Source organism: Wolbachia endosymbiont of Dactylopius coccus (assembly GCF_977011065.1).
In genome coordinates, this window is record NZ_OZ347065.1 from 1 (window position 1) to 14176 (window position 14176).

The 14176-nt window shown below is 35.4% G+C and carries 9 protein-coding genes and 2 pseudogenes; 3 read left to right on the forward strand and 8 right to left on the reverse strand.

What is annotated here, in order from left to right; genetic code table 11:
* Positions 1–205, reverse strand: a pseudogene (locus ACWHVF_RS00005) (cation:dicarboxylate symporter family transporter); the annotation flags it as partial.
* A gap of 138 nt (positions 206–343) precedes the next feature.
* Positions 344–1333 carry a ribonucleotide-diphosphate reductase subunit beta gene (locus ACWHVF_RS00010; protein WP_064124838.1) on the reverse strand — a complete coding sequence of 330 codons (990 nt, stop codon included), beginning with the start codon at positions 1331–1333 and terminating at the stop codon, positions 344–346.
* A gap of 131 nt (positions 1334–1464) precedes the next feature.
* Between ACWHVF_RS00010 and ACWHVF_RS00015 the strand changes: the two genes are divergently transcribed.
* Positions 1465–1803: an outer membrane protein assembly factor BamE gene (locus ACWHVF_RS00015; protein WP_006279908.1), complete on the forward strand. Its 339-nt coding sequence runs from the start codon at positions 1465–1467 to the stop codon at positions 1801–1803.
* Between the two features lie 131 nt (positions 1804–1934).
* Here the strand turns inward: ACWHVF_RS00015 and ACWHVF_RS00020 are convergent, their stop codons facing one another.
* Together ACWHVF_RS00020 and ACWHVF_RS00025 are read right to left on the reverse strand one after the other, a co-directional pair.
* Positions 1935–2087: a hypothetical protein gene (locus tag ACWHVF_RS00020; RefSeq protein WP_237357331.1), complete on the reverse strand. Its 153-nt coding sequence runs from the start codon at positions 2085–2087 to the stop codon at positions 1935–1937.
* Positions 2088–2157: 70 nt separating this feature from the next.
* Positions 2158–2778, reverse strand: a complete 621-nt coding sequence (locus tag ACWHVF_RS00025; protein WP_064124839.1) for a hypothetical protein — start codon at positions 2776–2778, stop codon at positions 2158–2160.
* A gap of 172 nt (positions 2779–2950) precedes the next feature.
* Between ACWHVF_RS00025 and ACWHVF_RS00030 the strand changes: the two are divergent.
* Positions 2951–3975, forward strand: a pseudogene (locus tag ACWHVF_RS00030) (PDDEXK nuclease domain-containing protein).
* Positions 3976–4169: 194 nt separating this feature from the next.
* Complete coding sequence (recO, locus tag ACWHVF_RS00035) at positions 4170–4892, forward strand: DNA repair protein RecO (RefSeq protein WP_064124840.1); 723 nt, start codon at positions 4170–4172, stop codon at positions 4890–4892.
* A 144-nt stretch (positions 4893–5036) separates the two neighbouring features.
* Here the strand turns inward: recO and ACWHVF_RS00040 are convergent, their stop codons facing one another.
* Genes ACWHVF_RS00040 through ACWHVF_RS00055 form a run of 4 tightly spaced genes read right to left on the reverse strand, consistent with a single transcriptional unit; the run spans position 5037 to position 14136 of the window.
* Entirely contained in the window at positions 5037–6419 is a 1383-nt protein-coding gene (locus tag ACWHVF_RS00040; protein ID WP_064124841.1) for a PleD family two-component system response regulator, read from the reverse strand.
* Positions 6391–6687, reverse strand: a complete 297-nt coding sequence (gene tatB, locus ACWHVF_RS00045; RefSeq protein ID WP_064124842.1) for a Sec-independent protein translocase subunit TatB — start codon at positions 6685–6687, stop codon at positions 6391–6393. The genes ACWHVF_RS00040 and tatB overlap by 29 nt, the downstream gene beginning before the upstream one ends.
* A 4-nt stretch (positions 6688–6691) precedes the next feature.
* Positions 6692–11452, reverse strand: coding sequence for an NAD-glutamate dehydrogenase (locus ACWHVF_RS00050; RefSeq protein WP_064124843.1), 4761 nt, complete (start codon positions 11450–11452; stop codon positions 6692–6694).
* 26 nt (positions 11453–11478) lie between these two features.
* Positions 11479–14136, reverse strand: coding sequence for an ATP-dependent Clp protease ATP-binding subunit (locus ACWHVF_RS00055; RefSeq protein WP_064124844.1), 2658 nt, complete (start codon positions 14134–14136; stop codon positions 11479–11481).
* Positions 14137–14176: the final 40 nt, after the last annotated feature.

Below are 14176 nucleotides of genomic sequence, written 5' to 3' on the forward strand. Positions count from 1 at the left end.
ACAATATAAACTTTATAGCTGACTGCTTAAGATTGTTAACACTGCTAAAGATTAACGTAAAAATAATAAAAGGCATTATAAATAGCAAAACCTCTTTTATACTCAGGCTCGTTGAGTACAAGAAGGTTTTTGCTTCCATTGGAACTAAATGACCAAAGAATGCAACTGAAGTGATGACCGTGAGTAAGATTAATAGTTGTAGCACGTTCTTATATACCAATGTCCTATGGACATATATATGGTAAGTTAGTTGTTAAGTAAAGCAAAACTGTCTAAACTGTACAGCAAATGGTGTAATGAAAGTAGCTGACACTGGAATGACAAAGAAGAGTGAAATTAGCACTCACTTATTATTCGTGTCGTTTTCAGTAAAAGCCTCCTCCCATGTGCCTTGAGTTGCTGCACGGCTATACTCTGTTACTCTATTTTCAAAGAAATTCGTATGTTCCACGCCATTTAGTATTTCATCAAGCCACGGAATAGGATTATCATCAACATCATATATGGACTCAAGACCTAATTGCATTAACCGTCTGTTTGCTACGTAGCGTATGTAATTGCGCACTTCTTCTGCAGATAGTCCTTCAACGTCTCCGAAATTAAAAGCAAGCTTTATAAACTCATCCTCAAGCTCAACAATAGTGCGGCATGCAGAATATAATTCCTCTTTAAACTCATCGTTCCAAATTTCATTATTCTCTTTAACAAATGTATTAAATAACATAATAATTGAATTGGTGTGCAAAGTTTCATCACGGGCTGACCAGGCGATTATCTGCCCCATTCCTTTCATTTTTCCAAAGCGTTGGAAATTGAGCAAAATTGCAAACGATGCGAATAACTGCAACCCCTCGGTAAATGCACCAAACACTGCTAGGGTTTTAGCTACATGTTTTTTATCATGTTTTTTGCTTTCCTCAAATTCTAGCATGTATTCATATTTCTTTCTCATAGCATCATACTTTAAAAATGCTTGATACTCGCTTTCTGGCATGCCAATTGTGTCTAAAAGATAAGAATAAGCTGCAATGTGTATGGTTTCCATATTGGAAAAACTTGCAAGCATCATGCATATTTCTGTTGGCTTAAATATATTTGAATAATGCCTCATGTAGCAGTTATTTACTTCAATGTCTGCCTGAGTAAAGAATCTAAAAATCTGAGTTAGTAGATTTTTTTCTACGTTTGAAAGTTTAGTTTTCCAATCCTTTACGTCATCAGCAAGCGGAACTTCCTCAGGTATCCAATGGATTCTTTGTTGCTGCAGCCACGCATCATACGCCCAAGGGTAATTAAAAGGTTTGTATATTGGATCTGCTTCTAACAATGACATAAGACACCTATTATTTTCTAAAGTAAATATTATATTAAGTGATATTGAGAATCAGTCAATTTAACTTTTTTGAAATTTGACGGCAGATAATTTATTAGTGTATTATAGCTTCAAGTAATTTATCAACAGAAATGCGAGTATTAATATCTTTTATTTTATTATTTACAGTGAGCTGCACTCACACTATTCACAATCACGGAGCTCCTGGCATTAGTGTTGAATTGTGGAGCAAGATAAAAGTAGGTGACGATAAAGAAAAAGTGGTTCACACTTTAGGATCACCAACATTAGTATCAAAGTTCGATGACAATGTTTGGTACTATGTCTCATATAAAATTAAACAAGCCAACTTTTTAGGAAAAAGGAAGTATAGTAGTAAGTCTCTGCAAATTTCATTCGACCAGGACGGTAAAGTTGAAGATACAAAAGAAACTGACATCTTAGAGAGATCTTTGGCTGTTTCTGATTGAAAGTTTGCTCAGATCTTCCTACGTCATACCGCGGTTCATTCCATAACTGTACGAACATTGCGATTTGGGCCTACCAGAAGGGTGTCATGAAAGTAGTTGACACTAGTTCCTTTATGACGGCAGTGCCCAGACTACTTGGATCCAGGAAACTTAATTGCAAGTAATGCATTGGGTTTGGTAAGTATGGGTTTTGCGTTATAGAATGAAGCACTTTTGGTGAATTTGTAAAGAAAACTGGATCCCAGTGTCAAGCACTGGGATGACACCATTTGTTGTAAACTCACTTTTACTCTATGGTCTTGCTGCTATCCTGAACGGATACAGTGGGCTTATTAAATTATAGAATTACTTTAGCTATAGAATAAAATCTAGTGTTACTTCACGCCAAATGTGGTGGTGCTGAGTAGGCAAGCCGGTCAATGGGCTACATTTATATACTGCACGCATTGCGTTATCTGCTATCGACCTGAAAAGTGGATTATTTCGATAGGAATCACTGTCTGCTACATCCGCCATAATTATCTCGCCTTGACTGGATAACAATAAGTTAATTTTTATATTAAAATTTTCTTTGTAAGCTATGCTTTCAGGAATGCTCCAGCATTTTGTGAGCTTGTCTCTTATAGAGTTAATAATTTCTGTTACAACTAATTCATCCTTTTTGCTCTCAACGCTTTTTTCGTTTCCTATTTCATTTTTTGCCCCTCTAACATCCCTTCTTAGTTTTTTCTCTACACTTTTTTTTCTTTTTGGAATTGGAATGAATTCTTTACCCTCGTTAATAATGACTTCTTCTTGCATTTCGATAATTTGCCTCGGTTGTGCTACAACAGTGTGCTCAACTATTTCTTTTTTCCTTTGTGGTATAGGAACAGCTACCGTATCATTCGTTTGGGCTTTTGTTGAAGATAACGAAAAAAGCAAAAAACAACATAAAGACAAAAAAAGAATATAATTAGAATAGAAAAAACGCATATGTTAAGCAGCTTGTTTTACTGGTTTAAAGCTAATATTGCACGTAAAGTCAATATATTTTAGTTGATGGACGAGTTTGAAGTCAATAAGGAATCCCTTCAAAGCTGAAGGCAAGCGGAAGATTGTCTTCTCGACAGACAAAGGAATTGTATAATGGATTAAAAGGAACCGTATGACAAAAATTATAGCAAAAGAATATACAGAATTTTTAGAGCAGTTGAAAGATCGTATTGCAACAAGCCGTTATAAGGCAGCAAGAACAGTAAATAAAGAACTGCTACTGCTTTATCATTATATTGGAACGCGGATTCTAGAAAAACAAAAGAGTCAGGGTTGGGGAGCTAAAGTAATTGAGCAGTTAAGTAGAGACTTAAAGGCTGAATTCCCGGAAATGAAAGGATTTGGTATTGCTAACTTGCATAATATGAGGCGTTTTGCGGAGATTTATCCTAATCCTGAATTTCTCCAGCAAGTTGCTGGAATATTACCATGGTATCATCATGTCGTTTTAATGGAACAGATCACGAAGCAAGGCTATTTTATGTAAGAAATGCTTCAGAGTATGGTTGGTCACGCGCTATAATGATACATCAAATAGAACTTGGCCTTCATAAACGGCAAGGTAAAGCAATTACAAATTTTAAAGAAAAACTGCCTTATCCAACATCAGATCTAGCAAATCAAACTCTTAAGAATCCATATATTTTTGATTTTTTAAGTATAGGCAAAGACGCTCATGAGAGAGAAATAGAAAAAGGGTTAGTGGCACATATTGAGAAATTCCTACTGGAACTCGGCGCTGGTTTTTCTTTTGTTGGGCGCCAATACCATTTAACAGTTAGACAAAAGGATTACTACTTAGATCTCCTATTTTATCACTTAAAGCTTAGGTGTTTTGTAGTAATAGAAATTAAAGCAGTTGAGTTTGAACCAGAACATTCTGGAAAGATGAATTTTTACTTATCAATGGTTGATGACTTGCTAAAACATTCAACAGATAACCCTTCAATAGGATTAATTTTATGCAAATCTAAAGATAATGTACTTGCTGAATATGCACTCCGAGACATGACCAAACCAATAGGTCTTGCAGAATATTAAATCACTGAGAATCTACCAGAAAACATAAAAACAGCTCTGCCAACAATAGAAGAATTAGAAGCTGAATTATCGAAAGTTTCAGATAAGGAAAAGTAATGCTACTAAAATCATTCAAACAATTATTTAGCAAACCAAAAGCTCAGCATGGAGGCTCAGGAAGAAGAGTGGCAGCCAATAACTTACTCTCTCATAGCCTTGAAACTTTGGAATAGTAACGGAGTAAGTGATTTTTATGGATTACAAGCTCTAGGTGTACTATTCTATAATATCATACGGTCAATATACTCTAAATGAGATGGAAAGATGAAGGCATCATTATAGCTGCTAAAAAATACGGCGATAAAAACTTAATTCTTTCTCTGTTTACAAAAAATCATGGAAAGCGCAGGGGATTAACTAAGCTAACAAACAATAGCAATTATAAGTTTCAGATAAGTAATCTATTACATGCAGAATGGAGTGCTAAGTTACCTGAAAATCTAGGTTTTTTTAAGTGCGAATTAATCGAATCTCCATTCCATCATTTCTTTCAAGATAGGTTAAAAAGCATTACTATTGTTTCTTTCTCCTCTATTTTAGAAAAAGTGCTTCCAGAAAGTGAACCCTGTGCCATGCTGTATGACAATTTTCGATATTTCATCGATGTAATTAAACACAACAATCAGTCTTGGCAAAGCCATTATCTTAACTTAGAGCTTCTGCTTCTTACGCAATTGGGATTCAAGTTAGACTTATCCAAATGCGCTGTAACAGGTGTTAAGGAAAATCTGCAATTTATTTCTCCAAAAACTGGTAGAGCAGTGTCAAAAAAAGTAGGAGATTATTATGCAGATAAACTCCTACCTTTTCCACAAATGTTGCATGATGTATACAATAATACCCTACAAAACAGCTACTCATTCCAAGAATTTCAGTTAGGACTGAAAGTCACAGGATATTTTTTAAATAAGTATATATTTTTGCAGTTAAACATGAAATTTCCAGAGCTGAGAAACCTCATGTTGTCGCTTTAATCTTAGTTATCATTTTTTTGAAATCATTTCAGAAATCTATAGCTAACCCAAGCAACACGTCATACCGCGATTCATTCGCGGTATCTCAGCATAGATTCCGCTAACGAGTAGCGGAATGACGGTTGTCGGTAAACTTAAGCCACTTTAGCTATAGCCAGTAACCACTCTATTTCTACCACTGTTTTTTGCTTTATATAAATATCTGTCAGCACGTACTATAAATTTTTTAATATCATCAAAGTCAGATCCTTGCATTTCTGCAATTCCAATGCTCACAGTTACATTATGGGTTGTATTTTTATCCGCAAGTACAAAAGGTTCTTTAGCAATAATTTTTCGTATTCTCTCCGCAATAGTATACGCATCTGATACATTGGTATCTGGCATTACAACAACAAACTCCTCACCACCAAACCTAGCTAGTAAATCTGTCACTCTGATATTTTCAGAAATTCTTTTCTGTACTTGCTTTAAAAGTTCATCTCCAGCACTATGCCCAAAACTGTCATTCACTATCTTAAAATAGTCTATATCAAGTATCATAAGAGACAACCTTCTATCCTTTTCCACAGAGTCCTTAACAATGTTTCTTAAGTGTGCATCAAAATATCTTCTATTATAACAGTTAGTTAATGGGTCCTTTATAGACATTTCCGCATTATTAAATAAATTCATTCTCAAGGCATCTTGATATCTTTTGCGTTTTACTTGCGAATTAACCCTTGCTATTAACTCACCCTCATCCAAAGGTACTGTTAAATAATCATTAGCACCTACATCAAGTGCTTTTACTAAATTGTTTTTATCATAATCCTCAGAAAGAATCAGAATTGGTGTATAGCGTGTTTCTACTTTACTACGAAACTTAGAACACAAACGCAGGCCGTCAGTTTTTGAAAACTGCATATCAGAAATGATCAGGTCGTAATTATTCTTAATACCAACCTTCAATGCTTCCATTGGATCACTCAGTATTTTAATTGACCTAAAGCGGTGCTTTAGTACATTATATATCTGCTCTGCTTGAAAGACATCTTCATCTACAACAAGTATGTTAGCATCAAAAATCTGATTAGAATAATCCATAATACTGTTTCCTGCTACTCCGCCAATCTCAGCGTTGGTTTCTCCTCTTAAACGCAATTCATCTATAATCATTTTTAAGCGCGTGAGAGACTTGATCCTTGCAGATAAAGCAGTTTCGTCTATTGGTTTAGTCAGAAAATCATCTGCACCAGCATTAATGCCCTGTACTCTATCATGAGCGTCATGCAGCGCAGTTACCATAATTATTGGAATATGGGTTGTCAAGGGATCATTCTTTAGCTCCTTACAAACTTCAAAGCCATTCATTTTTGGCATCATAATATCGAGTAATATAATATCGGGCTGCTGTTTTGCTACTAAATCCATGGCTTCCTCACCATCATAGGCCACGATAACCGTATAGTACTCTGCTTTTAGTCGAGCTTCTAAAAGCTTAACATTACATAGTACATCATCTACTACTAGGATCTTTGCTGTCATTATCTTTGGATATATTATCTATATCGTAAGTAGGATAAAGCTTACCATTTTTACCAACTATGTAATTTACTTTCTCAGTATTACACTCTTTATATAAGTCTTCAATTCCTGCGTCTTTCAATAACCTCCTAGCTTTTGATTTTATAATCATAAGATACTTATATGTATTCCTAATAAGATCAATAAATACAGGTACCTTATTTTTATCAAGAACAATTATGCTCACTAAAGCTACAACTAAAATTTCTGAAAGACCTATATTGAACATTTTCCTATGAAGCAAGTACTTTAATCCTTCTGATTATAAATATTAATTTGCTTAAATCAAGTTTAGAAGCAACCATCTCATCTAAAAAACTATTATAACGTTCTATGTAGTCCTTATCATTACAAGCCCAGGTTTGAACCTTATCTTCAGGGTTATCAGTAGCTTTTATGACTTTAACAGCTAGCTTGTGATGGTAATTGCTTAAATCGTCCAATAAATCATTAACTAAGCTGCGATCCCAATAAGAAGAGCGGCTTTTCATCTTGATGGCAATTGTTTTAATCAGATCGAATCTTAACAGCGACTTTAACTCAAAGTATATTTTACCAGCATCAAGAATGGACAAAGATGTCTGTTCAGCAACAGATATAATGTCCAGTGCATAAGCAAGAACGCATAGATCAGCAACTTTTTTTGCTAGATCTTTATTTATATTAAGTTCTACTAAAGAAGTTGATTCATGGCTATAGACCTTTAATAGGTGTTCATCTAAAACATCAGTTAAGTTCTGGCCTAAAGTTTCAATTGCATCTTTAAATTTTGTAACATCATCCAATTCTACAAAGCTAAGCTTGCCAAGATTTTTCACTAGCCAAAATGATACTCTGCCAATAAATTTCTGCACGTTCCTCACTATTTGTAAGTATGAGTTAACATCAATTTTTCCATCCAATTCATCAATTTTCTGCCACAGGCTGTTTAAATCATACAGGTGGTTAACAACAATATATATGTTAACCGCTTCTTGTACCTTAATTCCAGTGTTCTCAGCCAAATTATTGATGAATATACAGCCCATTCTATTCACTACATCATTTGCAATGCAAGTAGAGATAATTTCTCTACGAAGTTGGTGTTTTAATATGAAATCCTTAAACTTTGTTATCATCTTTTTAGGAAAATAACCTAGCAAGTAGTCATTAGATATAAGATCTTTTTCAGGCAGATCGGAATGTATAATTTCATTTTTTATTGCTGTTCTAGCATAAGACATTAGAATAGAAAGCTGAGGAGAACTGAAACCTTCTGCACCAGTTAACATCCTTGCTATCTCTTCTTCAGTTGGAAGAAATTCTACGCTTCGGTTTAACAGCCCAGATTTTTCTAAACTGAGCAGTAACCTGTGGTGCTGCTCCAATCTCTCTTTAGCTTGCAAACACTCAAGAAGTAATGCTTTTGTTTCAATTCTGTTGTGGTTCTCAAGCACTTTGGATGCAACTTCGTCCACCATACTTGCCAGTATTTCATTCCTTTTTTCTAAAGAAACACCCCCTGCTTTCATAGCCGAAACAAATGCAATCTTGATGTTAACTTCAAGGTCCGAACATATCACTCCGGCTGAATTATCAACAAAATCTGCATTGATATATCCACCTCTTTCAGCATATTCTATTCTTCCAAGCTGTGTGCATCCCAAATTTCCGCCTTCTATAAACATAGAAGCTCTAATATCTTTACCATTTACTCTCAGCTCATCGTTTGCTTTGTCACCGACCATGCTATGATTTTCACTCTTTGCCTTAACAAACGTGCCAATTCCTCCATTCCATATGAAGTCCACTTCTGCTTTGAGTAGATATCTAATCAAATCACTTGGAGGTAGCATATCTTCCTTTATATCAAAGCGTTTTTTTATTTCTTGAGAAATGTTTATTTGCTTGCTGCTACGCTCAAATACTCCTCCACCCTTAGAAATCAAATCTTTGTTATAATCCATCCAAGTTGAAAATGGTAACTCAAAAAGGCGTTTACGCTCTGTGAAACTCTTTTCTGCACTAGGATTTGGATCAATAAAAATATGCATATGGTTAAATGCGCCGATTAAATGTATATTTTTTGAAAGCAGCATACCATTTCCAAATAAGTCGCCAGCCATATCTCCAATTCCAATAATAGTTGCATCTTGGTAAATATCCTTATTCATTTTCCAAAAATGCCTCTGCGCTGCAATCCATGCACCTCTGGCTGTAATACCCATTTTTTTGTGATCATAACCTGCTGATCCACCAGATGCAAATGCATCGCCAAGCCAAAAATTGTATTCAGAGGCTATTTGGTTGGCATAATCAGAAAATGAAGCAGTGCCTTTATCAGCAGCAACCACGAGATATGGATCATCCTCATCATACCTAATCACATTCTCTGGTGGAATTATTTTGCCATTAACTACATTATCAGTAATGTCAAGCATTCCCCTGATAAAACTCTTATAGCATTCAACACCTTTCTCTCTTAAAATATCTTTGTCTTTATAAACTTGCTTAATTACAAACCCACCCTTTGCGCCAACAGGTACAATAACCGCATTTTTTGTCATCTGAGCTTTCATGAGCCCCAAAACTTCAGTGCGAAAATCTTCCGTCCTATCCGACCACCTTAAGCCACCACGGGCCAATTCCCCTCCTCTTAGATGTATTCCCTCAAAAAGATTTGAATAAATATACAATTCACGATATGGACGAGGATCAGGCAAACCATTTATTTTATTTGAGTCAAATTTTGTAGATAAATATGGTTTATCGTCTTGATAATAACTGGTCCTTAAAATAGCCATTATCAAGTTAAATATCGAGCGCAAAACGTAATCATGTGAAACATTGCTGATCTCTTTTAGAAGTTCCTCAATCTTTTCTATGAAAATGTCCGTGGTTTCTGCTCTATCAATGTCTATGCTAGGATCAAATCTTGCATGAAATAGTTGTATCAAATACTTTACTATTTTTGGATACTCTGAGACTACCTTTTGGATATATTCTGGATTGTAGTTAAATGACGTCTGCTTTAGGTAAGCACTTAACGCTCTAACCAGAAGCACTTCTTTCCACTCCAGTCCAGCAATAATGACCAAACTATTGAAATAATCATTTTTAATTTCCTTTCTAAACACTTTCGCAAGTGTTATTTCAAATTGCTCTTTTAGAGTAATGTTGTCTATTAATTCATCAACTCTTGACAACACAAAATGGTGTATCCATATTCCGCCGTTAATTTCTATGTAATAGCCATTATGAGATAGAATCTTAGCTCCCAAATTCTTAGTAATTCTTAATATCTTCGATAATTCAAGACCTCCATTGCTCGAAGTGTAAACCTTTAATTGATAATTAAGATTGTCACGAGTAAGTCTTAAATCGACCTCGCTAACTCTTTTTTTCCTCACTATCTCCAATTTTTTCATATCGTAATATGCGTCATGAGGTTCGAAACTCTCTTGATAGCTTATTGGAAATGCCTTGCAATAACGGATGAATATATCCTCAACAGTACTAAAAGTATTATATAAATTGTCTATAAAACGATCTTCCCACTTTTCCGTAATGTTCCTTAATTTGTTTTCGATACGCAAAACTTCATCATCAAGAACGCTAGCATTTTTGGTCTTTAGCACTACATGCAATTTCATCAAATCATATTCATTGATAATGTGATTGTTATAAATATCTGAACTCTCTGCACTTGTCTCATCCTTCAATATATCACGTATCTTGAACATTAGCCTAGCGCTAGCATAACGCATCGGTATCAGCACTATGCAACTAATAAAATCCCCTACTCTTCTTAAAAATAACCTGACCCTTGGTCTAATCGCAAGAGACATGATCGAAATGCAAATTTTAAATAATTCGTCTTCATTTGATTGGAATAATTCATCACAAGAGAATGTTTGTAAAATAGAAATCAAAGCCTTGTTATTGTGACCCCCGGTTACAAACCCTGCATTTTTTTCTATAATTTTAACTTTATCTCTTATTATTGGAATAGTTCGAATATCTTGGACTTCCGCTACAGAAGTAAATAAACCAAAAAAACGCCGTTCCCTTACCACATTACCCTGGTCATTAAATTCTTTTACTCCTATACAATTCATGTATGTACGCCGATGGACTATTGAAACTAGATCTGACCTAAATATATACAAAGAACCTAGATCCTCAGATGAGATCGATGCATTTTGATACTCTTCACTTGCTCTCATCAAACCAAGATTTTCCTTGCTAGTAGCAAGGAATTTTTCATCCTGATTTGCGGTGCATTCTTGATAACCCAGAAATACAAAATTATTATTCTTTAACCAAACTAGAAAATCTTTTTGCTCTTGATTTCGGTCTGGTGTCATTCCAGTGCGTGACACTGGAATCCACGTGTCCTTTTCCTGGATCCCAGTATCAAGTACTGGGATGACAGAAAGACTTGCCTCATCAAGTTTCTTGAGCATTAAGTGCCAATCTTTCACAACGCAATTAACTGCTTTCAGCGTTTTTTGTAGAGATTCTTTTAATATATCAATAAAACTGTCACTTATACCTTTGATAATTACATATATAACTGACTCTTTGACTCCATTGCTTTCTTCCAAAGAGTAAATCTCGTCTATTAGGCCATCTTTTCTTTTAATGTTAATTATGCTGTTGCTGTAATAGCATATGGTTAAATTGTGCGATTTAATAGTTGCAATAACAGAATCAACCAAAAATGGCATATCATCGCTTGTTATCTTAATCGCGGTAAAATCGCCTTCTATTCCTGGTATATCATCTATATTGCTTACTACTAACTTACTTTCATCTTTCTCTTTTTGAGAAACAAAATTGTAAGCATCGCTTACAATATATAGCAAAAACTTATCGTTGGCTTTCAGGTCGCTTTTATAAACAAAACTATAAAAATACTTAATAAATTTTTTAATTTTTTCTTTATCTTGCTGATTTTCTTGATCAGCTAACTTAAATAAAGACTCAGTGTCAACATTATGATCTATACACATTTTTTTAACAAAAATACACAGTGAACTTAAACCTTTTTAACTAAGATTTCATTATCAAGAGCGTACACTATTAGCTCATCATTTTCTACTACTTCCCCTGATAAAACTAATTTAGCTAAATTATTTTGAATACACTCTTGTATAACCCTTTTTAAGGGCCTTGCTCCATATTCAGGGTCATAGCCAGTTTGTGCTATTAGTTCTTTAGCTTCCTGCGACAAACTTATACTCAGTTTACGCTTAGCAAGTGTTTTTTGTAAATAAGAAAATTGAACATCTATAATTTTATAGATGTTATCTCTGGTTAAACTGTGGAATATAATAATTTCATCCAGCCTGTTTAAAAATTCTGGACGAAATGTTGATTTAACTATTTGCATCACTTCATTTGATCTCTCTGGTGTCATTCCAGTGCGTGACGCTGGAATCCACTTTTTTTCCTGGATCCCAGTGTCAGCTACTTGGATGACAGAGGGCTTTTCAAGAGAGCTATTTTCTTTTGCTCCTTTAAGCATTATCTCAGCGCCAAGGTTAGAAGTTAAAATCAGTATGGTATTGCGAAAATCAATTAATTTGCCATGACTATCAGTGAGTCTACCCTCATCCAAGATTTGCAGCAATATATTAAATATATCTGGATTTGCTTTCTCTATTTCATCAAACAGAATAACCTGATATGGCCTTCTTCTTACTGCTTCGGTTAATCTGCCACCCTGCTCATAGCCAACATACCCTGGAGGCGCGCCAATTAGCTTTGAAACAGAATGTTTTTCCATATATTCTGACATATCAAAACGCAAAAGCGCTGATTGATCGTCAAACAGAAATTCAGCAAGGGCTTTTGCCAGTTCCGTTTTACCAACCCCGGTTGGGCCTAAGAATAAAAATGAACCGAAAGGTCGATTAGTATCTTGCACACCAGAGCGAGAGCGCCTAACTGCATTACTTATTGCTTCTATCGCGCCTTTTTGCCCTATTACTCTTTTTCCTATTTCATTCTCCATGTTAAGAAGTTTTTCCTTTTCGCTGTGCATCATGTTATCAACTGGAATTCCTGTCCACTTTGAAACAATGTTTGCAATATCATCTCCAGTCACTTCTTTCTTTAAGAAACTATCAGTAACCTTTTCCTGATTTTTTAATTCATTCTCAAGCTGAGGAATCACACCATACATCAGCTCTCCTGCTCTTCCCAAATTCCCACTACGCTGAACTAATTCCAACTCTTTTCTAGCGTTATCTAATTTTTCGGCTGTTTCTTGTATTCTAGCTATTTTATTCTTTTCCATCTGCCATTTGCTGTTCAAGTCAGCAAATTTACTGTTTAGGTTTTCGATCTCTTCATTTATCTTTTTTAAACGCTGTTTAGAATTTTCATCACTTTCTTTTTTTAAAGCCTCTGCTTCAATCTTTAGCTGTATAACCTTTCTCTCAAGTTCATCAATAACTTCAGGCTTGCTATCCATTTCAATTCTCACCCTGCTTGCTGCTTCATCAATCAAATCAATTGCTTTATCAGGTAAAAACCTATCTGTTATATATCTATTGGACAACGTTGCAGCAGCAATTATTGCACCATCTGTAATTCTTATACCATGATGCACCTCATATCTTTCCTTCAAACCCCTCAGTATTGAAATGGTATCAGTTTCAGTTGGTTGAGAGATAAACACAGGCTGAAAACGCCTTGCAAGTGCAGGATCTTTTTCTATATGTTCACGATATTCATCTAAAGTTGTGGCTCCTATACAGCGAATTTCTCCACGCGCAAGAGCAGGCTTCAGCAGATTCGAGGCATCCATTGCACCACTTGTTGCTCCTGCTCCAACTAAAGTGTGCAATTCATCGATGAATAATATAATTTTTCCCTCCGCTCTCGAAATCTCATTAATCACTGCTTTTAACCTTTCCTCAAACTCTCCTCTAAACTTAGTGCCAGCAATTAGTGCTCCAAGATCGAGGGCTAAGACCTTTGCATCACGCAAACCAAGTGGTACATCGTTTGCAACAATTCTATTTGCAAGCCCCTCAACTATTGCAGTTTTTCCAACACCAGGTTCACCGATCAGCACTGGATTATTTTTTGTCCGCCTCAGTGATACCTGCATAGTTCTTCTGATCTCTTCATCACGACCAATTACAGGATCAAGCTTTCCTTGCATAGCAAGCTCTGTAACATCTTTTGTATATTTCTTTGCTGCGTTTAATTTTTCCTCACTGTTTGGCGAGTCCGCACTGCTGCCCTTTCTCATTTCTGCAATAACTGAGTTCAGTTTTTGTGGAGTCACACCATTCTCTGCCAGAATTTTGCCTACAGTATCATCTTTTTGTGCAGTGAGGCCCTGCAGTAAACGCTCAACAGCAACAAATGAATCTTTATTTCTCTTTGCAATACCAATTGAATCTTCAAAAACTTTTGCTATTTCTCTTGAAAGCTGAAGGCCACCACTTCCTGGACCTTCAATTACTGGCAACTTTTTTATTGCGCTATCCACAGCATCAGAAATACTTTGCACATTTCCACCACAAGCGTTTATCAAATCCTGAACTAAACCTAATTCATCCTCAAGCATCACTTTGAGTAAATGCTCAGGCATAAAAATCTGATGCCCAGCTCCCAACGCTTTCATCTGAGCACTTTGAATTAGACTTTTTGCTTTTTCGGTAAATTTATTTAAGTCCATAACACCAGTTAAATTCGTATTTGCTGATGTATATAACAAC

What these genes read in the sequence shown, in the direction of transcription:
- ACWHVF_RS00010 (WP_064124838.1), bottom strand. Translation starts at nt 1,333, where the DNA reads ATGTCATTGTTAGAAGCAGATCCAATATACAAACCTTTTAATTACCCT.
- ACWHVF_RS00015 (WP_006279908.1), top strand. Translation starts at nt 1,465, where the DNA reads ATGCGAGTATTAATATCTTTTATTTTATTATTTACAGTGAGCTGCACT.
- ACWHVF_RS00025 (WP_064124839.1), bottom strand. Translation starts at nt 2,778, where the DNA reads ATGCGTTTTTTCTATTCTAATTATATTCTTTTTTTGTCTTTATGTTGT.
- recO (WP_064124840.1), top strand. Translation starts at nt 4,170, where the DNA reads ATGAGATGGAAAGATGAAGGCATCATTATAGCTGCTAAAAAATACGGC.
- ACWHVF_RS00040 (WP_064124841.1), bottom strand. Translation starts at nt 6,419, where the DNA reads ATGACAGCAAAGATCCTAGTAGTAGATGATGTACTATGTAATGTTAAG.
- tatB (WP_064124842.1), bottom strand. Translation starts at nt 6,687, where the DNA reads ATGTTCAATATAGGTCTTTCAGAAATTTTAGTTGTAGCTTTAGTGAGC.
- ACWHVF_RS00050 (WP_064124843.1), bottom strand. Translation starts at nt 11,452, where the DNA reads ATGTGTATAGATCATAATGTTGACACTGAGTCTTTATTTAAGTTAGCT.
- ACWHVF_RS00055 (WP_064124844.1), bottom strand. Translation starts at nt 14,136, where the DNA reads ATGGACTTAAATAAATTTACCGAAAAAGCAAAAAGTCTAATTCAAAGT.